The 21,018-nt window shown below is 58.4% G+C and carries 15 protein-coding genes; 8 read left to right on the top strand and 7 right to left on the bottom strand.

Annotation, left to right across the window (positions count from 1 at the left end; genetic code table 11):
• Positions 1–48: 48 nt before the first annotated feature.
• The gene (locus ABJZ52_RS22895; protein ID WP_348186475.1) at positions 49–828 is read right to left on the bottom strand and encodes an SDR family oxidoreductase; all 780 of its coding nucleotides are present in this window, start codon (positions 826–828) and stop codon (positions 49–51) included.
• 244 nt (positions 829–1,072) lie between these two features.
• Between ABJZ52_RS22895 and ABJZ52_RS22890 the strand changes: the two genes are divergently transcribed.
• The 3 genes from ABJZ52_RS22890 (at position 1,073) to ABJZ52_RS22880 (ending at position 4,019) form a co-directional block, all read left to right on the top strand.
• On the top strand, positions 1,073–1,873 hold the full coding sequence (locus ABJZ52_RS22890; protein WP_348186473.1) for a UDP-2,3-diacylglucosamine diphosphatase: 801 nt from the start codon (positions 1,073–1,075) through the stop codon (positions 1,871–1,873).
• Positions 1,870–2,904: a glycosyltransferase family 1 protein gene (locus ABJZ52_RS22885; RefSeq protein WP_348186583.1), complete on the top strand. Its 1,035-nt coding sequence runs from the start codon at positions 1,870–1,872 to the stop codon at positions 2,902–2,904. The genes ABJZ52_RS22890 and ABJZ52_RS22885 overlap by 4 nt, the downstream gene beginning before the upstream one ends.
• Before the next feature lie 143 nt (positions 2,905–3,047).
• Entirely contained in the window at positions 3,048–4,019 is a 972-nt protein-coding gene (locus ABJZ52_RS22880) for a threonine/serine dehydratase (RefSeq protein ID WP_348186471.1), read from the top strand.
• A 75-nt stretch (positions 4,020–4,094) separates the two neighbouring features.
• Here the strand turns inward: ABJZ52_RS22880 and ABJZ52_RS22875 are convergent, their stop codons facing one another.
• Entirely contained in the window at positions 4,095–5,261 is a 1,167-nt protein-coding gene (locus ABJZ52_RS22875; RefSeq protein WP_348186469.1) for a protein phosphatase CheZ, read from the bottom strand.
• Positions 5,262–5,382: 121 nt separating this feature from the next.
• Here ABJZ52_RS22875 and ABJZ52_RS22870 point away from each other — a divergent pair, with 121 nt between their 5' ends.
• Positions 5,383–6,567, top strand: a complete 1,185-nt coding sequence (locus ABJZ52_RS22870; protein ID WP_348186467.1) for an MFS transporter — start codon at positions 5,383–5,385, stop codon at positions 6,565–6,567.
• A gap of 13 nt (positions 6,568–6,580) precedes the next feature.
• Here ABJZ52_RS22870 and dgcA read toward each other — a convergent pair whose 3' ends face one another.
• Both dgcA and dgcN read right to left on the bottom strand, forming a co-directional pair.
• A complete protein-coding gene (dgcA, locus tag ABJZ52_RS22865; protein ID WP_348200157.1) occupies positions 6,581–7,567 on the bottom strand; it encodes an N-acetyl-D-Glu racemase DgcA in 987 nt (328 codons plus the stop codon).
• Positions 7,564–8,580: an N-acetyltransferase DgcN gene (gene dgcN / locus ABJZ52_RS22860; RefSeq protein WP_348186463.1), complete on the bottom strand. Its 1,017-nt coding sequence runs from the start codon at positions 8,578–8,580 to the stop codon at positions 7,564–7,566. The genes dgcA and dgcN overlap by 4 nt, the downstream gene beginning before the upstream one ends.
• A gap of 108 nt (positions 8,581–8,688) precedes the next feature.
• On the opposite strand from dgcN, the gene ABJZ52_RS22855 reads away from it, so the two are divergent.
• Genes ABJZ52_RS22855 through ABJZ52_RS22840 form a run of 4 tightly spaced genes read left to right on the top strand, consistent with a single transcriptional unit; the run spans position 8,689 to position 13,337 of the window.
• On the top strand, positions 8,689–9,834 hold the full coding sequence (locus ABJZ52_RS22855; RefSeq protein ID WP_348186461.1) for an ABC transporter permease: 1,146 nt from the start codon (positions 8,689–8,691) through the stop codon (positions 9,832–9,834).
• A gap of 8 nt (positions 9,835–9,842) precedes the next feature.
• Positions 9,843–10,667, top strand: a complete 825-nt coding sequence (locus tag ABJZ52_RS22850; RefSeq protein WP_348186459.1) for an ABC transporter ATP-binding protein — start codon at positions 9,843–9,845, stop codon at positions 10,665–10,667.
• Between the two features lie 10 nt (positions 10,668–10,677).
• Positions 10,678–12,672 (top strand): MlaD family protein, encoded by a 1,995-nt coding sequence (locus ABJZ52_RS22845; protein WP_348186457.1) that lies wholly within the window; start codon positions 10,678–10,680, stop codon positions 12,670–12,672.
• A gap of 59 nt (positions 12,673–12,731) precedes the next feature.
• Complete coding sequence (locus ABJZ52_RS22840; RefSeq protein ID WP_348186455.1) at positions 12,732–13,337, top strand: ABC-type transport auxiliary lipoprotein family protein; 606 nt, start codon at positions 12,732–12,734, stop codon at positions 13,335–13,337.
• Positions 13,338–13,383: 46 nt separating this feature from the next.
• Here ABJZ52_RS22840 and ABJZ52_RS22835 read toward each other — a convergent pair whose 3' ends face one another.
• The 3 genes from ABJZ52_RS22835 to ABJZ52_RS22825 all read right to left on the bottom strand — a co-directional run bounded on the left by ABJZ52_RS22835 (position 13,384) and on the right by ABJZ52_RS22825 (position 20,671).
• Entirely contained in the window at positions 13,384–14,322 is a 939-nt protein-coding gene (locus ABJZ52_RS22835) for a DMT family transporter (RefSeq protein ID WP_348186453.1), read from the bottom strand.
• Positions 14,323–14,513: 191 nt separating this feature from the next.
• On the bottom strand, positions 14,514–15,221 hold the full coding sequence (locus ABJZ52_RS22830; RefSeq protein ID WP_348186451.1) for a DUF930 domain-containing protein: 708 nt from the start codon (positions 15,219–15,221) through the stop codon (positions 14,514–14,516).
• Between the two features lie 107 nt (positions 15,222–15,328).
• Entirely contained in the window at positions 15,329–20,671 is a 5,343-nt protein-coding gene (locus tag ABJZ52_RS22825; RefSeq protein ID WP_348186449.1) for an antitoxin, read from the bottom strand.
• Between the last annotated feature and the right edge of the window lie 347 nt (positions 20,672–21,018).

Raw genomic sequence — 21,018 nt, 5'->3', positions numbered from 1 at the left:
CCCGGCGCTCATGGCGTGCCGGGCTTTTTATTGTTGGTATGCGTGTTCCTAGAAAGCTCCGGGATAGAGACCGCCATCGAGGAGGACGTTCTGTCCGGTGATGTAGCCGGCGTGAACGGAGCAAAGGAAAGCGCAGGTCTGGCCGAACTCTTCGGGATTGCCAAAGCGTTTGGCGGGGATCTCGGCTGCTTGTACCGTACGGATTTCATCCATGGTTTTGCCGCTTTGTTCGACAGCGCGTTCAAAGCCGCCGCGTAGACGGTCCGTATCCATTTTGCCGGGCAGGATGTTGTTGATGGTGACGCCCTTGCCAGCGACCTGTCGGCTGACACCCGCAAGAAACGCCGTCAGTCCTGCACGAGCGCCTGAAGACAGGTCGAGCCCTTCAATCGGCATGCGGACGGACATGGACGTGATGTTGACGATCCGTCCGAAGCCCTGATCACACATGTTGTCGATAACTGCCTGCACCAGTTCGATCGGCGTGACCATGTTCTGAATGACGCCTGAGACCATCGCGTCGCGGTCGAGCGTGCTGTAGTCCTTGCGGGGCGGACCTCCGTTGTTGTTGATCAGAATGTCTGGTTTCGGGCACGCCGCCAGGAGTGCTTTTTGCCCTTCGGCGGTGGAAACATCTGCCGCCACGGCTGTGACCTTCACGTCGAATTTGGTGCGAATCTCCTCAGCTGTCGCATTCAGCGCGGCTTCGCTGCGTCCATTGAGAACGACATCGCAACCAGCTTCCGCGAGTGCCATGGCGCAGCCCTTGCCGAGGCCCCGGCTCGATGCGCAGACGATAGCCTTCCGGCCTGATATGCCAAGATCCATTGGATCAGTCTCCCTGAAAATGGAAAGGAAGCGTCTCTTGGACGCTTCGTTCGCCCTTGTCATACGTCTGGCACCGCAGGACATGCAAGTGCGTCGGCATGGCTATCGGGCCGGTGAGCGGGCTCCAAACCGGGTTTTATTATTCATCTTACCTAGGGGAATTTTGGTGAATTGGCGCGCTGTCATAATTGTGCAACCTGAATCGCGTCTAAAGCGCCCCAATTAAATGATTGGAGTGAAGCCAATGGCGCAGCCATCGGAGTCGCGGCACTACCGGGCCCTGTTCATCTCAGACATTCATCTTGGCACACGAGGGTGCCAGGCGGATATGTTGCTTGACTTCTTGAAGTCCAACGATGCCGAGACTGTTTATCTCGTCGGCGATATTGTGGATGGATGGCGCCTGAGGCGGGCTTGGTACTGGCCCCAGGCACATAATGACGTTGTGCAGAAGATCCTCCGTAAAGGCCGGAAGGGTGCGCGCGTCATCTATATCCCGGGCAATCACGATGAATTCCTGAGAGGCTTTCTCGGGACGCATTTTGGCGGTGTCGAAGTCACTGACAGCATTGTCCACGAAAGCGCGGACGGCCGCCGGTATCTTGTGATCCACGGCGATCAGTTTGACGTCGTCATCCGCCACGCCAAGTGGCTCGCCTTCTTTGGCGACAAGGCCTACACGACCGCCCTTGGTCTCAATACCTGGGTGAACGTCCTGCGTCGCCGGCTCGGCCTGACGTATTGGTCTCTTTCTGCCTGGGCCAAGCTCAAGGTCAAAAACGCCGTCAGCTTCATCGGCCGTTTCGAAGAGACCTTGTCCGACGAAGCGCGGCGGCAGGGTGTTGACGGTGTGATCTGCGGCCACATCCACCATGCGGCTGATCAGGAAATGAATGGTATTCACTACATCAATACTGGCGACTGGGTAGAGAGCTGTACTGCGGTCGCTGAACATCACGATGGTACATTCGAGGTGATCCGATGGGTCAAGCCGACAACGGCAGCAGAGGTGGTGCCGGTGAAGGAACATTCGGTCGCCGCATGAGCTCGATCTTGATCGTCACGGATGCATGGCATCCTCAAATCAACGGCGTCGTGCGTTCGCTCGAGCGCACCGCAGAAGAGCTTCAGAAGATCGGCGTACGTGTTGAATTTCTCTCTCCTGCTGATTTCCGAACGCTGCCGTGTCCGACATATCCTGAAATTCGGCTTTCGCTTGCTTACAAGGGCATGGTGCGCCGCCGGATCGATGCCCATGGTTGCGACCATCTCCATATCGCAACGGAGGGTCCACTTGGCCTGATGGCTGCGTCCATCGCGCGCAAGCGGAATGAACCGTTTACGACCAGCTATCACACGCGTTTCCCGGAGTATGTCTCCGCTCGCTTGCCTATCCCGCTGTCCTGGTCCTATGGCTGGCTGCGCCGCTTCCACAACTCTGGCCAAGGCTGCATGGTGGCAACGAGATCGCTCGAGGAAGATCTTCACGCAAGGGGGTTCACAAACCTCCAGCGCTGGTCACGCGGTGTTGATGAGAAGCTTTTCCATCCAGTCGCAGGATCTGTCTTGCCCGCAGATCTCCCGCGTCCCATTTTCATGAATGTTGGCCGGGTTGCCGTTGAGAAGAACATCGAGGCCTTTCTCGAACTGGACCTGCCAGGCAGCAAGGTTGTCGTTGGCGATGGTCCGCAGCTGGAAAGCCTCAAACGCAAGTACCCGGATGTGCATTTCACGGGGGCAAAGGTTGGAGAAGACCTTGCCGCGCACTATGCCTCCGCTGATGTGTTTGTTTTTCCGTCCCTGACCGACACATTCGGCAATGTGCTGCTGGAAGCTTTGGCCTGCGGAGTGCCGGTCGCGGCATTTCCCGTGATGGGGCCGCTCGATGTCATCGGGGAAACAGGTGCGGGTGTCTTGTCTGAAAACCTCGGGGAGGCGGCGCTTGCAGCGCTCGATATTCCTGCTGATCATTGCCGCCAGGTTGCGCTGAACTACACCTGGGCTGCAAGCGCGCGGCAGTTTCTTGAAAACGCAGAAGCTGCCCATTCCGCGAGAATGTCCGCTAAAGTCGCCTGAAAGCCGCCCAGCAGAAAATTCGATTTTCGGTACTTAACCTGTCACAATGTTCGGTCTAAGGTCACGCTTGGTCTCGGCGGCGCATGCTGTCGAGTTTTCCCTTCCAGACTGAAATCTGACATTGATGAAAGGTCGCATTGGCCATGATGGTTACACGCGAGGACATCGACGCTGCTCGGGGCCGGCTGCAGCAGTTTGCTGTCGAGACGCCATTGCTGCGCTCTCCTGCACTTGATGAGGCCGTTGGTGGCACTGTCCTGATCAAACCCGAATGCCTGCAGCTAACAGGGTCTTTCAAGTTTCGCGGCGCGTTCAATCGCCTCAGCCTGATCGCGCCTGAAGATCGGGCAAGGGGTGTGGTGGCGTGTTCATCTGGAAACCACGCCCAAGGGGTGGCTGAGGCAGCCCGGATTCTCGGCACGAGCGCCACAATCGTCATGCCCGCTGATGCGCCTGAGATCAAATTGCAGCGCACCCGCGATTTTGGTGCCGAGGTCGTGACCTTCAACAGGGGCAAGGACGATCGCGATGCAATTGCCGCGGAGATTTGCGAGCGGACCGGCGCAACCTTTGTTCATCCCTACAATGACCCAGGTGTGATCGCGGGGCAGGCGACCGTTGGTCTGGAAATCGCGCAGCAGTCAAAGGTGACAGGCCAGTTGCCTGAGGCTGTTCTGGCTTGCACGGGCGGTGGCGGTCTGGCTAGCGGTATCGCCCTTGCGCTGCAAAACGATTTGCCGGACTGCGATTTTCATACCGTGGAGCCGGCCGGTTTTGATGACTACGCCCGCTCACTGGCTTCGGGGAACATCGAGACGAATAGCCAGCTCGGTGGATCCGTCTGCGACGCGATCCTGACGCCGTCGCCCGGCGAAGTTCCTTTTCCGATCCTCAAGGAGCTGGCGCGTGATGGCCTTGTCGTCAGCGACGACGAGGCATTGCAGGCCGTCGCCTTTGCTTTTCGCGAGCTCAAGATTGTGGTCGAGCCTGGTGGCGCGGTTGCGCTGGCAGCAATCTTGTCCGGAAAACTCGATGTCAAAGGTCGTATCGTCGCTGTCGTGCTGACCGGCGGAAACATCGATCCTGCAATGCTTCAGCGAGCACTCGCGCTTTAGTGCTGGCTCATTGTCTTCTCAAAACAGAAAAGGCGCCAGAGTGGGCGCCTTTTTTGAACGTGTCTTTGATGCAGCTTAGTTGAAGAGAGCCTGGCGCTCGGCTTCACTCAGCTGGGTGAGGGGGTCGTTTGCCTCATCGAGCTCTGTCTCGGCTTCGGTCTTCTCCCAGTCGTCATCCGCCACAGCTTCCGTCATTTCGGCATCGAACAGCTGGTCGACTGCTGCCTCGTCGAGTTCAGCGCTGGCATCTTCTTCGACCGGTGGAATGTCTTCAGCTTCGGCGACGGCTTCAGCGACATCGGCCTCAGCGCTGTCTTCGGTCTCAGGCTGATCGAACATTGCGTCGATGGCATCAGAGTCCATGGGCTGGCCTGCATCTTCACCGGCAGCAGCCATGATCGCATCGACATCGGCTTCACTGGCTTCTGCGCTTTCGGCCGCCACGTCTTCCGCTTCAGTTTCAATCTTGTCGAAGCTCATCGTGTCCGCTGTTACCGGTGTCTCGTCGCCCTCCGGAGCGCTGTCGTTGCCGGCAAACATATCGTCGACGTTGGTCTGCGAGACGCCTTTACCCTCGTCCTGAGGGCCGTTGAGCAAATGGGAATCTGGACGGGAATCGACCGGGCCCGCATTGGGGTCGCCTTCCATCTCTTCGATGCCCCAGATGTTGATCATCAGGTTGATGCGGCTTTCCAGATAGCGCAGAACCTGAACCACCTTCGTCGTTCTCTGGCCTGTCAGATCCTGGAAGGAGCAAGCCATGAAGATTTCAGTGGCTTTCGCGTCGATCTCGTCGCAGGTTTCGTCGCTGGCGCCGGCTTCGCGCAGTTTCCACGCCTCTTCCTGAATCTGCTCGGCAGCCTCAAGGATGGTCTGGGTCGCACCTTCGGTCTGGCTGACGATCAGGTCGAGTTCATGCGATGCATCGACGAAGCGGTTGGAGTCCGCGCCTTCCGTCTTGATGTTCGCGATCTCGTTCTTGGTCCGCTCGATTGCGTCATGCATTTCGCCGATATCAAGGCGGATCTGATCAAAGTCCGGAACCTTCTTCTGGCGCGTCATCGTCGCTTCTAGACGCTGAATCGCCGTCAGGATTTCCTTGGTCTCGGGGGTCTTCTTGCGTCGCAGGAACTCGGCAAGAAACCTCCGTCCGCGATCGGATTCCAGAAGGGTCTGTTCTAGCGTCTCATATTCGGCTTCCCCGATCGGGGCTGGCTCGTCAAGTTCTTCTGCTGTTTGCATATGTTGACTATCTCGGCTTGCCATTTGATCACGAATTGCCGTAACTCAGACGACTTTCCAAAAAAGCCTAGGGGGCAAATCGTTAACATCCCTTTAGGTCAGCTAAGTCCGGATCAGAAAAATGTCTTTACCCGCAGCGAGCCTTTCGGCACGCGTCGGCGGCCTATTTGCCAGCCACTTCCTTGGGTTTGGCTTGTTTCTGCCGTTTTTCCCGCTTGTTCTGGAAGATCGCGGACTGACAGTTGCAGAAATTGGCTACATCCTTAGTGCAGGAACAATTGTGCGTATCGCCGCCAATCCTGTCATGACAGGCCTGTCAGATCATAGCGGACGGCGGCGCTTATCGATCTTTGCCTACTCTATGGCGGGTGCGGCGTTCCTCGGATTCTTCATTTTCAGCAGTGGTATGGTCACCGCCCTGATCGCGGTGATGGGGCTCATGATCTTCTGGTCGCCGATCGTTCCGCTCAGTGACGCCTATGCCCTCGATGTGGTGCGTAATCATGGGGCGGATTATGGCCGCATGCGGCTATGGGGATCGGTTGGTTTCGTGGTGGCCAATGTCTTCGGCGGATGGCTTGCGGGCATGGGCAACTCGCAGCTTATCGTTATGGGCACCGTTCTCGGCGTTATCTCCACCGGCTTCGTTGCGATCTCGCTGCCACGTCAGGGACGTGATGAGGACAATGGTGAACCTCGGCAAAATCAGCGCCCGAAGCTTTTTTGGTCGCCCTGGTTCCTGGGTGTTCTGGGCGTGATTGGATTGCTCCAGGGCAGTCACGCCGCCTTTTATGGCTTTGGGACCTTGTTCTGGCTTCAGGCTGGCATCTCGGAGTTTGCCATCGGTTTGTTGTGGTCCATCGGCGTGCTTGCCGAAATCGCGCTCTTTTTCGTTGCCGGGCGTCTCGGCTTGAGTTTCGGGCCCTTGACCTTCTTGCTTGTCGGTGCCGTCGGCGGAATTTTTCGGTGGCTGTTGTTTCCTCTGGCCGACAATTTCGTCACGATGGCGGCGCTTCAGTTGATGCATGGACTGAGTTTCGGCGCGGCGCACCTTGGCTCCGTTGCGTTTCTATCGCGTCTGGTTCCGCCGAAATGGGGCGCGACCGGTCAGGGGTTCCTGGCCGCATCAAACGGTATCCTAACGGCGCTTGGCCTGGCGATCTGTGGTCCGCTCTTTGAATTAGACCCGGCATATCCGTTTTGGGCAATGGCTGGGATGTCGATGGTTGCAACGTTAGGTCTTGCGTTGCTGCACCCGTTCATGGCCAAAAAATTGTCCGCAGGCGAGGCTTCGCCTGCGGACTGATTTGCTCTTGGGATTAGCCCCAAAGTTCAGTACCTGGCGGATACATGGTGCTGCCCTCGAAGCGGAGGCCCGTCTCGCGGTCCTTGGCCAGAAGAAGAGGGCCGTCGAGATCGACAAAGTCTGCCGTCTGGGCCACCAGCGTCGCGGGGGCCATGGCGAGCGAGGTGCCGACCATGCAGCCGATCATGACCTTGAAGCCGAGTGCTCTCGCCTTCTCCTCCATCAGGAGCGCTTCGGTGACGCCGCCGGCCTTGTCCAACTTGATGTTGACGGCGTCATAGCGATTGCGGAGGCCTTCGAGATCCTTGCTGGTGTGAAGACTTTCATCAGCGCAGATCGTGACCGGACGCTCGATTTCGGCCAGCATGTCATCCTTGCCGGCTGGCAGCGGCTGCTCGATCAGTGCAACACCTGCGGCCTGACAGGCTGCCATATTGACCTCGAAACAGCTTTCGTCCCAGGCTTCGTTGGCATCGACGATGAGGGTCGAGTCAGGAGCGTTTGAGCGCACGGCAGCGATCCGCTCATCGTCACCAACTCCCTTGAGCTTGACCTTCAAAAGCGGTCGATGTGACGCCTTTGCGGCTGCCTCGGCCATTTTCTCCGGCGTCTCCACGCTCAAGGTGTATGCGGTGGTGACTGGCTTGAGTGGCGGCAGCCCGGCAATCTCGGCTGCCGATCTTCCAGAACTTTTGGCCTCAAGGTCCCACAGGGCGCAGTCGACGGCATTGCGCGCAGCGCCTGCGGGCATGGCGGATTGGAGCGCCATACGGTCGATGCCGTCTTCCAGCTGAGCCTTTACGGCGAGGATTTGCTCGCTGACGCTTTCAAGGCTTTCGCCGTAACGCGCATAGGGAACGCACTCGCCATGTGCGGTTGTCTCGCCCTCGCGCAGGGTGACCACAAGCACCTCGGCATGGGTGCGGCGGCCACGGGAGATGGCAAAGCCACCTCCTGCCATTTCGAAGCGTTCGGTTCGAATGTCGAGTGACCGGGTCATGGTGCACCAAATTCGGATGCAACGTGGTCGACCACGTTTTCCATGCCGAAGCGGACCGGGTCGGTTGCCGGCAGACCGTTGTGGTCCTCAGAGATCTTGGCGAGATAGGCTTTAGCTTCTTCTTCGCCGAGCGCAGATGTGTTGACTGCGATGCCGATGCAGCGGATATCCGGGTTGGTCAGCTGCCCGCACTGGACCGTCAGGTCGATGACCTGCTGGATAGTTGGGAGGGGCGCGGGCACGCCGCGCATCGTTGTACGGGTGGGTTCGTGACAGACAATGAAGCCGTCTGGCTGTGAACCGTGCAGCAAGCCGAGAGTGACACCTGCGAAGGAGGGATGGAAGAGCGAGCCCTGGCCTTCAATGATCTGCCACTGGTCTTCCGCTGTTTCCGGTGAGATCCATTCAGCTGCGCCGGAAATGAAGTCTGCGATTACCGCATCGAGAGCAACGCCGCGGCCCGAGATCAAGACACCTGTCTGACCGGTTGCGCAGAAGCTGCTCTTGTATCCACGGTCGTTCATGGCCTTGTCCATGGCAAGGGCAGTGTATTTCTTGCCCACCGAGCAGTCGGTGCCCACGGCGAGGATGCGCTTGCCGGAACGCTTGGTTCCTTTGCCGGTCGCGAAAGTCTCGGTGTTCTGGCGCACATCGAAAAGCTGACAGCGGTTCCGATCGGCCGCTTCCTTGATCTCGGGGATGCTGCCGAGGCGCACATGCAGACCGCTGGCCACGTCCAGCCCGGCGTTGAGTGCTTCAACGATCGAGGCGACCCAATGTTCGGGCAACTGGCCGCCAGCGTTTACGGCCCCGACGACCATCGTTCTGGTACCCTTCTCTTTTGCCTCTGCGACGGAAATGTCCGGCAAGCCCGTATCGGCGGCGCAGCCCGGTAAACGCAGCTGTCCAGTGCACCAGTCCTTGCGCCAGTCGACGACGCCGGTCGCAGTCTTTGCTGCGAGTGCATCGGGCACATCACCGAGGAACATGAGGTAGGGATGTTCGATTTTCATGAATTGGGCTCCAGGTGAGATCCGGCCGGGGAGGCGGCTGGACGATGAACTCCTTCGCAAGGTATACGAGGGAGTGGAAGCGAGCGGCAAGGGGTTGGATCGTCCGGAATGGCATTCTTGGAGAAAAATACTCCTCCCGGCGGTAAAGTCGTTACGGATGAAGGGGTTCAACGGATTGAGCTTACCGGCGATTGGGCTATCAACACCCTTTCGGCGGCCGAAGTGATTCTGGCGAGTCTGCAATTTTCAAAGGAAAAGCTCACCTGCATTGATGCAGGTCGGATCGAAAACATCGATACCTCCGGTGCCTGGCTCGTTCACAGGCTACGCGGGTCTCTTGAGTTTGACGGTCGGCGAGTGGAGATTTCCGGCCTGGATGAGAAGCGCAAATCGCTTTTCGATGAGTTGGATCAACATCACCCGCCGCGCTGGACGCCGGAAAAGCAGAAGTTCTCGATCTTCGGTTTCCTAGAGAACACCGGCCGGCAGATGGAAGGCATCTGGCTGGATGCGCTTGCCATGCTGCACATCCTGGGTTCGCTCGGGATGGTCATTGCAACGGTGGTCTTCCAGCCCAAGCGTCTTCGCGGAATTTCGGTTGCGGTCCAGTTCGACAAATCGTGTATCGGTGCTGTTCCGATCGTTGCCTTGATGAGCTTCCTGATTGGCGCGATCGTGTCCCAGCAGGGCGGCTTTTATCTGAGGCAGTTTGGAGCTGACCTTTATGTCGTCGATCTTGCAGGTATTCTTGTGCTGCGCGAAATCGGAGTGATCCTGACTGCGATCATGGTTGCTGGACGGTCCGGTTCAGCCTTTACCGCGGAAATCGGCGCCATGCGCATGCGCGAGGAAATCGACGCTTTGCATGTGATTGGTCTCAGTGTCACCGAGGTGCTGGTTCTGCCGCGCATCCTTGCCTTGATGCTGGCCCTGCCGGTCTTGACCTTCGTCTCTGATCTCGCATCGCTGCTTGGTTCCGGACTTGTCTCCTGGGCCTATCTGGACATTCCGCCTGCGGCGTTTCTTGCGCGGCTGCACGAAGCAATCACGATGGAAACGCTGATGGTGGGTCTCGTGAAAGCGCCGTTTATGGCACTGATCGTCGGGCTGATTGCGTGTGTGGAAGGTCTCAAGGTCGCGGGTTCGTCTGATTCTCTCGGACGTCATACGACCATGTCGGTTGTGAAGGCGATTTTTCTGGTTATCGTGGTCGACGGTCTTTTTGCCATTTTCTTTGCCTCCATCGGGATCTGACGCATCAAATGAGTGAACAGTTTGCCGAAGATCAAAGGGCTCGTGAGGTGCGCGCCAAGGAGCACGCCAAGGAGCCCGATGGCGACATTCTTCTGTCCGCGCGTGACGTAACTGTGGGGTTTGGCCCCAAGATCATTCTCCAGGATCTGGATCTGGATGTTCGAAAAGGCGAAATTCTTGGTTTCGTCGGCGGTTCGGGAACGGGCAAATCCGTTTTGATGCGGGCAATTCTTGGTTTGACGCCCAAACGCAAGGGTACGATCAAGGTGTTCGGCTATGACCTTGCAAAGGCAAGCGAGCAGGAGCGGAAGACCGTGGAACGACGATGGGGCGTGCTGTTCCAGCAAGGTGCGCTGTTCTCGTCTCTGACGGTCAAACAGAACATTCAGGTTCCCATGCGGGAGCATCTGGGTCTGTCGCCGCGTTTGATGGACGAGTTGGCCGGTTTGAAGCTTGAACTTGTCGGGTTGCCCCAAGATGCGGCTGACAAATTTCCGTCTGAATTGTCGGGCGGTATGGTAAAACGTGCCAGCTTGGCGCGCGCCCTTGCACTCGATCCTGATTTGGTGTTTCTGGATGAGCCGACGTCGGGTCTCGATCCGATTGGGGCGGCGGCCTTTGACAAGTTGATTGCCAATTTGAGCGAAACGCTCGGGCTGACGGTCTACATGGTGACCCATGATCTCGACAGTCTTCATTCCATCTGTGACAGGATCGCAGTGCTGGGTGAGAAGAGGGTTTTGGTCATCGGTACCATTGATGAAATGATGAAGAATGAGCACCCTTGGGTGATGTCCTATTTCCGGGGTGAACGTGCCCTGCGCCGCTTTTAAAGGCTGACGAATGGAAACGCGCGCGAACTACATAATCATCGGCGCCTTTATGATGGCGACGCTGGTGAGTGCGTTCGGCTTCGTCTATTGGCTGGCCGCAACGGCAGAATCCCGCGAAAACGTCTTTCTTAAGATTGTCTTTCCAGCTCCTGTGACCGGTCTTCCGGTCGGTGGACAGGTGCTCTTCAACGGAATCAAGGTCGGGGACGTCAGTTCTCTGGATTTCGACCCGGACAATCCAAAGGTCGTTGTCGCGACCGTACGCGTGAAGCCGACAACACCACTTCGCGACGACACGGTTGCGACGTTGAATTTTACCGGCTTGACCGGCGTCGCCTATGTGGACCTCAACGGCGGCAGCCTCGACGCACCACTGTTGCTTCATCACGATTCGGATGAGATTCCGACCATCAAGGCGGAACGGTCGCTGTTTGACGACATCGTCGGCGGTGCCCGGGACGTGCTGACAAAAGCAGAATCGACAATGTCGACGATTGATGAGCTTTTGAAAGAAAACGGACCTGCCATCGGGAAAACGGTTCAGAACATCGAGACGTTTTCAGGGGCTCTGGCGTCCAATTCCGACGGTATTTCCGATTTCATGGCCAGCATGGCGAGTGTGAGCGACGCGGTTTCAAAGCTGTCCACGCGCATGGAAGGGCTTGTTGTCGAGGGCGAGCGGATCCTCGCCGCAGTCCCCTCCGACAAGGTCACCGCGATTGTCTCCGATCTTGAAAAATTCAGTGCGAGCCTCGGCCAGGCCGGCGATGGCATCGATTCTATCATGAGCGACGCACAGTCTGCCATGAACGAGGTGCAGACATTCACCGCCGGATTGAATTCGGGTCTCTCTGATGTCCAGAAACTTGTTCAGGCCATCGATCCGGCGGATGTCGACAAGGTCGCAAAAGGGGCCGGGGCGCTTGGTGCAATGCTTGAAAAGCGCACGCCTCAGCTGGATGCGGTCATTGTTGCCTCGACGACGACGATGGAGAACCTGGCGCAGGTGTCGGACACCATTCGCGAGCATAATGCCGATATCGGCGGCGTTCTGACCAGCAGCCGCGATGTGATGGGCAAGGTCGATACGCTCATGGCTCGTGGTGTCGAGATCGCGGCGGCGGTTGATCCTGCGACGGTGGCCAGCGTGGTTACTTCGGTGGATACGCTCACGCGAGATCTGAACACGTCATTGGCCAAAGTTGATGCGATCGTCGCGAAGGTTGATCCTGAAAAGGTCGGCAGCGTCGTTGATAATGCATCAAGCATTGTCGCCAACATCAAGGCGCAGGAAAGCCAGATCAACGAGATCATCGCGGCGACGAATTTGACCATTCAGAACTTCGAACAGGTTTCAGCAACCGTGCGCGAAGAGGACGACAGGATTATCGCTCTTGTCGACGACGTTCGTGTTGCTGCCGAGCAGTTCACACAGATGCTCAAGGGAGCTGATGGCATATTGAGGGCAGTTGATCCTCAGAAGGTCTCCAGCATCGTCGGATCGGTCGAGACAGTGACCGGAGGACTGTCCGGTCAGAAGGACAGCATCGACCAGATGATCGTCTCGGCACGTACTGCTGCACAAAACGTTGAGAAAATGACGGCCGATCTGCAGAAGCGAACACCTGATGTCGATCAGATCATTTCTGATGCCAGGGAGATGACTGCGACGCTCAATGCGACATCAGTGCGCGTGCAAAGCATCGTCGACCAGGTTGGTACAATGGTTGAAGGCGATGGAGAGGGCCTGATCGCGGAAGCGACCAAAGCGGCGACCTCCATTCGCAAGGTGGCCAGCGCGTTTGAAAGCCGGGCAGATTCGATTGCGGGTGGCTTGTCCAAGTTTGCCAATCAGGGGTCTTCGGATTTTGCGGCTGCGATGTCGCAGATCAATCGAACATTGGTCTCCATTCAGCGCGCAGTCGAGAATTTTGACCGCAGTCCAAACCGGATCATCTTCGGCGGCGACGAGGTGCCGACCTACAAAGGTGGGCGGCGGCGCTGATTGATGGCGGTATTGAACCGGTGGCGAGGAAGAGTGCCAAGAGTAGGGGCGGGGCGAAGATGGTAAAGCGTAGTGATGCGCCAGACAGGCGTCAGGTTTTGGCGCTACTGGGCGGCGGCGTCCTGCTTGCAGGATGTGCCGGCAATGCGCCTTCTGCCCTTTACGGCTTGAGCGCAGCGACCTTGCCCGAGGCCTCTGGTCGTGCGCGCGGCTCCCAGATCCTCGTGCCGCGCCCGCGTGCGCTGAAGGCGCTGGACAGCAACTATATTGCGGTCGTCAACGCCGGCCCTGTCTACAGCTACTATCCGCAAGCGGCCTGGGCAGATGCGCTTCCGAACGTGGTGCAGTCCAAGATTGTTGAAACCTTGCAGGGCACCGGGCGTTTGCGTGGTGTCGGTTTCCCTGGGGATGGCCTGCTGATTGATTATCAGCTGCAGACCGAAATTCGCTCTTTTGAGCTGAAAATCGATGGCGCAAATCGCGGCGTCGTGGAGATTGCCGCCAAGCTGGTCAATGACCGCAACGGCCGTGCCGTAGCGACACAGGTGTTTCGTGCAGAAACCCTGTCAGGCGGTTCAAGCGTCGATCAGGCCGTCAAGGCGCTCAACTCGGCTGCGGACGAAGTGTTTTCCGATATGGCCAAGTGGATCCTGCAAAAGGTCTGACGGGCACATTCCTGCCCGTGTCGCAGTTTGAAGGTCGTTTGTCGGCCTATTTCCTTGGCGGGTTCGGGGCGACGGCAAAGCGTGTTGCGAAGGCGCGCAGCACCGGACTTTTGACCGAAACGTTCGACCTGCTTTCACGCCAGACCACGAAAATGCCAGATCCGATAATGACCGACGAGCCGACACCGACGTAAAAATCCGGGCGCTCCTGAAAGAAGAAAAAGCCGAAGACAGTTGCCCACAAGATCTGGCTGTACTGCATGGGTGCAATGACTGCGGCAGGTGCTGCCCGGTAACCGGCAATGATGCAGAGTTGGGCAAGGACAGAGAGAAATCCAAGACCTGCCATCAGCATGAGATCAGTCAGTTCCATGGGTCGGTAGACGCCGGGCAGAGTGGCGCCCATGACCAGCATGGACAGCAGCATCGGATAGAGGATCAGGACGGCTGACCGCTCGGCGCTGCCGATCTTGCGCACGACCACCGAGGCAAGTGCACTGGCACAAGCGGAGGTAACGGCAGCTGCATGGCCAAGGGTGAGGTCCGTTGTGCCAGGCCTCAGGACAATCAGAACCCCGACAAGGCCGACGACAACGGCTGCCCATCTTTGCAGCCGTACCACTTCGCCGAGGATCGGAATCGAGAAGACCGTAATCAGCAGAGGGGCTGCGAAGAGCAGGGAATAGACCTCAGCGAGCGGCAGCACGGTGAAGGCGTAAAATCCGCAAGAGAGCGCGACGATGCTCAACGCCGAGCGTGACAGAACCAGAAAAGGGTGTGCCGGGCGGAAATTGTCTGTCTTGCGATCTGCGAGCATCATGATGGACATGGGCACAAATGCAAAAAGCATCGCGAAAAAGATGATCTGAAAGACGGAGTATTCGGCGCCCAAATGCTTGGTGATGGCGTCATGGGATGCGTAGAAGGCAAAGCCGAGAAAGGCGATGCCCAGGCCGACGGCTGGCGAAGAGGTCTGCGTGGTCATGTGCTTCGTTAGGCTTGCTGAATCGATTGAATTGCTCTTCAGAATTTGCCGGATGCCTTCCCTGGTCAAGGGAGATCTTGAAATGACGCCGGTTGTGAACGGAAACCGTTCGAAACAACCCAGGAACCCATGTCTTTATTGGGGTTGGTGAACTGCCATTTTACCTGACGAGATGCTTGCCAAGTGGGGTTTCAATCGTAGGGCAGATTGAGGGCTTCCCAACGCCAGCGCGGAATTTCATCGCCAACGGCGTAGGCGAAGGATTGAATTTCCCAACCTTCAAGCATGATCCGGCAATTGTAGTGCAGCTCGTACCAGCGTCCGGTTCTTCTGATGGCAGCGCCGGGTGCCTCGACGTCCTGGCCGTTCAGCGAGATTTCTTCACGAGCATAGGCGATGACCTTGTCCGGCAACTGGCCTGGGTCCAGGACCGCCACCTGTTCGATTGCTTCGCTGTTGCAAACCTGGACCATCTGTTCGTCAGATGTGCTTTGGCGCAGCACCGATCTGGCCTGTTCTCCTCGAGGTGAGGCCAGAAGTGCTTGGGCATAAAACCGTCTTGCATGGGTCAAGTCATCTGGAGTGTTGTTTGTCAAAGGATAATTCTGGCGCTGTGCGATAGGGGCGTGGGGCTGGGGAGCCGGCTCAACCCCTGGCAACACATCTTCTGGTGCAGCTTCTAGGGGGAGTGCAGTCACGGTAGGGGCTTCGGACGGGAGAGAGCCGCGGTCAATGAGTTCAACCTCCAGGGAGGCAACGGGCGGCGGTGACGTCTGTCTATGGCGTTCTAAAATCAGAAGAAGCGCGGCAACGAACAAGTGTAAGACCACTGCGAGAAGTGTGCCCGTGATTGGCGCTTCCAGTTGCTCGCGGTCAAGACAATCTTGAAACGCACTCATCGCATTGGTCCCGGTCAGCGGCTTCCAGATTGTCCTACGCAGGCATGAGGGCACAAAAAAGGCGGGCACATGGCCCGCCTTTTCAATTTGGTTTTGGTCTGTCCCGCTTAGTCGAGACGCCCGCTTGCGTGGGCCAGCATCGTGTAGACCTTGCCGGTGTCCGAGCTCAGATAGGTCTGTCCAAGCATGTTGTCACGATCGTTACGCGAGACTTGCGACAGGAGTTGCTCGAAGTCTGCGACGTAGCGTTCAACGGCCGAACGGAACTCGGGATCCCGTGCATACTTTTGACGGATCTCGTCAAAGGTCTGCTGCCCCTGCAAGGTGTAGAGACGGCGGGTGAACACATGGCTTTCACCGCGCTTGTAGCGATCCCACAGATCCACAAAGGTCTCGTGATCGATCGCCCGAGCAATGTCGACTGACAGAGAGTTCAGGCTTTCCACCGTATGAAGGGGAGAGCGTGACGGATCTCCATCGCCCTGTTCTTCATCGCGGGAGGCGCGGCGCAAAAGGTCAGAGACCCAGCCCTTGCTTCCGGCATCCGATGTTTCCGCTGTTGGTGCCTGCCGGCGGGTCTGAGCCGGAGCCCGCTGTGCAGGTGCCGGGCGTGGCTCAGAGGCCCGCTGAGGCGCAGGCGTTGCGGGAGCATTGTAGCTCGGAGCAGATGCCGCGGACGCCTGTGCCGGTGCAGCGCGTTCCTGCGGCCGTGAGATGTCCAGTGCGTTCGACTGCTTGGCAACGATGTCTGACAGCTCGGTCAGCGCACGGATCTGTTCATTGACGACCTTGCGCAGTGCGGAGGTCGATTCCTCCGCTTCTTCCGGCAGATTGAGAACGCCCTGCTTCAGCTCGTTGCGCGTTGCTTCCAGCTCGCGATGGACGTCGCGGGCAACGTCGCGCATGCGGGTTGCCGCCTCGTTGAACCGATCGGAAGCGTCCGACACTGTCCGGGACATTTCCGACATGATGTCGTCCTGGGCGGAGCGGATCGCGTCGCGTGCCTTCTGGCCTTCCATGCCGGCGGTCAGGCGCATGGATTCGAACTGCTCGGTAACCTGGCTGGTGGCTGCCTCTGCGGCGGCGCTGAGCATGCGGGCCGCATCGCGCGCCTTGTCGTCAGCTGTTTCCAGCGTTTCCGACAGGGTGCTGGTGAAGGCACGCATGAGGCTGTCGACAGCTTCTGTCTTGGCGAGCAGCGTATCTGCAACCTCCTCGATAGCGGTCTTTCGGTCTGCGACACGTCCTTCGACCGAACGGTTGGTATCCTCAAGATGCCGTGCTGCAGCGGAGAGTTCGCCGGCCTGATCGCCAAAGCGAGCGGTCAGGGACTGGATATCCGCAAGCGTGGTCTCTGTGACCGTACGCAGGGCATCGACCTGATCGCCGATGACATTGGTGGAAACCGTTGTCTCAGCAACTGCGCGGTCGACAGCTGAGCGGAACTCGCCTGCACGACGGCCCAGGTTAATTTCCACCTCATTGAGGTTGGCTCCTGCAGTCGTGACGACATCCTGCAGCGTCGTGTTGGAGGCATTCAGCTTTTCGAGAATGGTCGTGACATCAGCTTCCAGGCGACGGTTGGTGTCGACGAGAATGCTGGTGGCATGTTCACTGCGCTCGTTGAGGGTGGCGATGATACGATCCCCCGCTTCAACGAGGGAGCGTGTGGCTTCCAGTCCGTTATGGGCAAAGTTGTCGCTGACTTCACGACCCTTGACCGTGATGGCCTCGAGGATTGCCTTGTGAACTTCGGAAACGCGGCCTGTCAGATCGGTTGCGCGGTGTTCGATGGCAGCAATCAGTTCATTGCCATCAGTTCCGATCAATTTGGCCAGCTCACCAGACTGCGCGCCGAAGGCTTCGTTCAAGGTTGTTGCCTTTTCGAGAAGCTCACTTGCGACTGCGTTGCCGCGGGTCGCAAGGAGTTCGGCCGCTTCGTTGACTGCGTTGTGAACCCGGGCGCGTACGACGTCGGCTTCGCCCGACATCTGGCCACGGATCTCTTCGAGCGTCTTGCCAAGGGTGAGGCGGGCCTGCTCGCTTTCGGCGGCGAGGTTGCCCGAGATCTCAGCAATCGTGCGCGAAAGATCTGTACGAACCTTCTCGCTTTCGCCGGTGAGTGAACCGGAGAATTCAGCAAGTGTGCCGACGTAAAGTGCGCGGGCATTCTCGCTTTCGGCCGCCATCGAGCGTGCTGCATCGGCAACGGCAGAGAGAACAAGTTCGCGGATCTTCGAGCTTTCGCCGGATATGGAGCCAGAGGCCTGTTCCATGGCGGCTGTGATTGCGTCAGCAGCCTTCTGGCTTTCGCCAACCAGTACACCGCGTGCTTCACCAACAGAGCCAAGAACGATCTGGCGCATGCGTTCACCTTCGCCCGAAAGCTTGGTGGTCGCGTCAGTGACGGATCCGGATACAAGGTCGACAGTCCGTGTGCGCTCTTCGGCAAGGGTGGTAACGGCCTGTTCGACCGCTTCCTTGACCATGTCCCGCATACGGGTGCTTTCCGACGACAGGGTGCCGCCAGCCTCGGCGATCACGCCCGTGAGGATGTCGCGCGCTTTTTCGCTTTCCCCGCTCAGGGTGCCGGAGATGCTTTCCAAGCGCTCGTTGAGAACTGTTTCCAGCTGGCTGGCGCGCGTGTCGAGGGTTTCAGCGACTTCAAAGACCTTGGCGCCAAGCGAGACATTGATCTCGGCGATACGCTCGGAAAGTGAGTCTGTCAGTTGCTCGCTCTGACGCGCGAGCACTGTTCCTGCCTCTGCCAGACGGTTGTCCAGGGCGGAGGTCATCTCGTCCTGGCCCTCGACGAAGGCATTGGCGATTTCGCGCGTGCGGCTGATCAGGGTTTCGCTGATTTGGCGTGCGCGATTGTCCAGGGTTTCGTCGATCCGGTCGGTGCCGGCCGTCATGGTTGTTGCCAGGTGATCTGCCTTGTCGGCCATTGAGCTGGCGGCAACGTCAACCCGTTCGCTGAGGTTCTTGCCGATTTCCTCGGCGCGATCAGCAAGGGTGGTGCCGGCAGCCTCAACCCGTTCGCCGAGCTGAACCGTGATGGCATCGGACCGATCTGCAAGGATTTCGGAGATGTTCCGGGTTTTTTCCTCAAGCGCTTCGGTGATGCCCGATGTGCGCTGCTCGATGGCGTCGGAGAGCAACGTCGTGCGGGTTTCGAGAGCTGCCTCGAATGTCGCGGTGCGTTGATCGAGGGTCAGATCAAGCGTGTTGATCCGGCTGCCAAGGGAAGCATCCATGTTGTCGATGCGGGCGGCAAAGGTGCTATCCAGCGTGGAAATGCGGGAATCCAGCGACTCCGACAGCAGCAAAGTCTTGGTGTCGAAGGATTCAACAAGCTGGCCACCACGGTCGGTGACGATGCTGTCCAGTTCGTTGAGGCGTGCTGCCAGTCCCTCCTGAAGAACCTGGCCACGAACCTCGAGAGTTTCAGAGAACAGGCTGCCAGCAGCGCTGATGTCCTGAGTGACCCGATCGCCGCGCGTTCCGATCAATTCGGCCAGGGATGTTCCGGTGTCTGCCAGCTTCTGGGTCAATTCCGAGGTCTGGTAGCCGAGGCTTGCCGAAATCTCGGAGGAAACGCTCTCGAGAGACTCCCGGAAGCCGAGGGTCTGCTGTTCCATGATCGCGGCCATTTCGTTGCCGCGTGCAGCCAGACGTTCATCCAGCTCGGAGCCGTTCACGGAGATGGCCGTGTAGATGCGCTCGGAGATGGTGTCGAGCTTGTCTGCCAGTTCGCCGCCACGGACCGTGATGGTCTCGGTGAGAGATCCGGCCGTCTCGTCCAGCTTGGAAGCGATTTCGCCGCCGCGCAGGGACAGGTCGACAACGATGGATTCGCCGGTGCCACGGAGGATTTCGGCAACTTCCGTGCTGCGTTCGGACAGGGTCTCGACGATCTCGGCGCCCTTCACGGAGATCGTGTTGGTGACATCCTGACCACGCTCGGAGATGCTCTCGACCACGCGGTTGCCGGTTGCGGAAAGAGATTCATCGAGGCTGGTGACGCGGGTGTCTACCGTGCCGATCAGCTCCTCGGTGCGTGCGGTCACCGTATCGATCAGGCGGCCGCTGGTTAGCGACAGGTTCGCGTTGATCTCTTCGCCGCGCTGGCTGATCGTGTCGCCGACAGTTGCGCCAGTGGTTTCCAGAGATGTGCGGAACTCTTCGGCCTTCTGGTTGAGGGTATCGACAACCGTATTCGAGGAGTTCGAAAGGGTCTCGTTGATCTCGGTGCCGCGTGCGGAAAGTGTTTCTACGAAGGAGTTGGCCGTAGCTTCGAAGCGCTCGTTCACTTCGTTGCCGCGTGCAGACAGGGTCTCCCACATGTCCGTGCCGCTCTTCGACAGATTGTCGACAAGCTCGTTGCCGGTGGTCGTGAGACGAACAACATAATCATCCGCGCGAACGGTCAGGGCTTCAACAAGCTCATTGCCGGAAGATGACAGACTGCTGCTGAGCGTCTCGATGCGGTTGTCGACGGTTGAGGTCAGTTCGCTGACACGTGAATTGACCGCTTCAACCATGCGTTCTGTCGCGGAGTCGACAGACGAGCCAAATTCGCTCGATGTGTTGGTCAGTTGCGCTGCGAAGCTCTCGTGTGCGCCAGAGATGGTCTCGCGAACGCGGTCGGCATTCATCACGATGGACTCGCGCTGACTTACGAGCTCTTCAATGAGAGAGCGGATCTTCAGCTCATTGTCGTTGTAGGATCGTTCGAGAGAAGAGACCTCGTTGTGGACGAGAACTTCCAGCTCGCTGGCGCGCGCAATGGCGCGTTCGATGCCGTCGCCCATTGCCGAGACTTCGCGGCGAATGGCCTGTCCGACGGAGAGAATGGATTCCTTGGCCATGTCCTCAGGCTCTGCAAGACGCAGGGCGACCTCGGTCATGCCGCGTGCGACGATGCGCATTTCCTGTGCACGCCAGATCATCATTGCCATGACCCAGAAGAACGCGATGGGAACGAGGATGGCGACGGCAGCGAGGATCAGGGCAGGCGAATTGGACAGTGTGTTCAGATCCGTGATGCCGGAAAGCTGATCACCGAAAGAGGAAAGGGTGAGGCTTGTGCCAACAAGACCCCAAACCACGGACAGAACGAGCGCGCCCCAAAATGGTGCAGATGAGGGACGGCGCTGCAGGGAAAAGATCAACCCGCCGATGTTGCGCCGGTCATCATTGGCTGCTGGTGGCCTTCCACCTCGGCCTCGCCGGCGGTTCGGAGTGCTTTCCTCGCGATTAGGCTTGGCCTCAGCGCCTTGCGAAGGAGCAGGGCGCGTCGACGTCGCCCGGTCACTTGCCGAGGCTCTCGGCGCACTGTCACCAGTCTCGCTGCTCGCTTCGGGGCCACCGAAGTCAAGCTTGAGGGCTTCTTCGACAGCGGACAGTGCCGCTTCCGCAGGATCTTTCACCTTTGGGGGATTCGCCATGATTGGGTCGCCTCAGTTCCGTACTCATTACTATCCGACAAGCAACCGTAAAGGGTCGCCTTTCGAATGCACTGGCCTTGAGAAGCGCCGCACGCAAATTGGGTTCGATGCTTCTCGTGGCCTGGCTCGGAAGGGGGCCGCCGCTGACCAGCTCCAAGCGATTTCGCTAAAGAGCCTTTTCCCTACCTTGCCGCATCTCATTACCTAATGGCACACTCTCTCCTAACGAACAACAAACAGCAATCCTTTTAAGGACGTACAGGAGCCTGATAATGGCAAATGCGAAGGCGAGCCCCCCGTGCCGGGTGGTCAAATGACGGGTTCAGACGGATCAGAAAAGAAAGCGG

This window comes from Roseibium sp., from assembly GCF_039982295.1.
Lineage (GTDB): Bacteria > Pseudomonadota > Alphaproteobacteria > Rhizobiales > Stappiaceae > Roseibium.
The sequence above is the reverse complement of the archived record's forward strand: the minus strand, read 5'-3'. Positions and strand labels throughout refer to the sequence as shown.

Coding starts and splice junctions, on each gene's coding strand:
- ABJZ52_RS22895 (WP_348186475.1), bottom strand. CDS start 828: ATGGATCTTGGCATATCAGGCCGGAAGGCTATCGTCTGCGCATCGAGC.
- ABJZ52_RS22890 (WP_348186473.1), top strand. CDS start 1,073: ATGGCGCAGCCATCGGAGTCGCGGCACTACCGGGCCCTGTTCATCTCA.
- ABJZ52_RS22885 (WP_348186583.1), top strand. CDS start 1,870: ATGAGCTCGATCTTGATCGTCACGGATGCATGGCATCCTCAAATCAAC.
- ABJZ52_RS22880 (WP_348186471.1), top strand. CDS start 3,048: ATGATGGTTACACGCGAGGACATCGACGCTGCTCGGGGCCGGCTGCAG.
- ABJZ52_RS22875 (WP_348186469.1), bottom strand. CDS start 5,261: ATGCAAACAGCAGAAGAACTTGACGAGCCAGCCCCGATCGGGGAAGCC.
- ABJZ52_RS22870 (WP_348186467.1), top strand. CDS start 5,383: ATGTCTTTACCCGCAGCGAGCCTTTCGGCACGCGTCGGCGGCCTATTT.
- dgcA (WP_348200157.1), bottom strand. CDS start 7,567: ATGACCCGGTCACTCGACATTCGAACCGAACGCTTCGAAATGGCAGGA.
- dgcN (WP_348186463.1), bottom strand. CDS start 8,580: ATGAAAATCGAACATCCCTACCTCATGTTCCTCGGTGATGTGCCCGAT.
- ABJZ52_RS22855 (WP_348186461.1), top strand. CDS start 8,689: ATGGCATTCTTGGAGAAAAATACTCCTCCCGGCGGTAAAGTCGTTACG.
- ABJZ52_RS22850 (WP_348186459.1), top strand. CDS start 9,843: ATGAGTGAACAGTTTGCCGAAGATCAAAGGGCTCGTGAGGTGCGCGCC.
- ABJZ52_RS22845 (WP_348186457.1), top strand. CDS start 10,678: ATGGAAACGCGCGCGAACTACATAATCATCGGCGCCTTTATGATGGCG.
- ABJZ52_RS22840 (WP_348186455.1), top strand. CDS start 12,732: ATGGTAAAGCGTAGTGATGCGCCAGACAGGCGTCAGGTTTTGGCGCTA.
- ABJZ52_RS22835 (WP_348186453.1), bottom strand. CDS start 14,322: ATGACCACGCAGACCTCTTCGCCAGCCGTCGGCCTGGGCATCGCCTTT.
- ABJZ52_RS22830 (WP_348186451.1), bottom strand. CDS start 15,221: ATGAGTGCGTTTCAAGATTGTCTTGACCGCGAGCAACTGGAAGCGCCA.
- ABJZ52_RS22825 (WP_348186449.1), bottom strand. CDS start 20,671: ATGGCGAATCCCCCAAAGGTGAAAGATCCTGCGGAAGCGGCACTGTCC.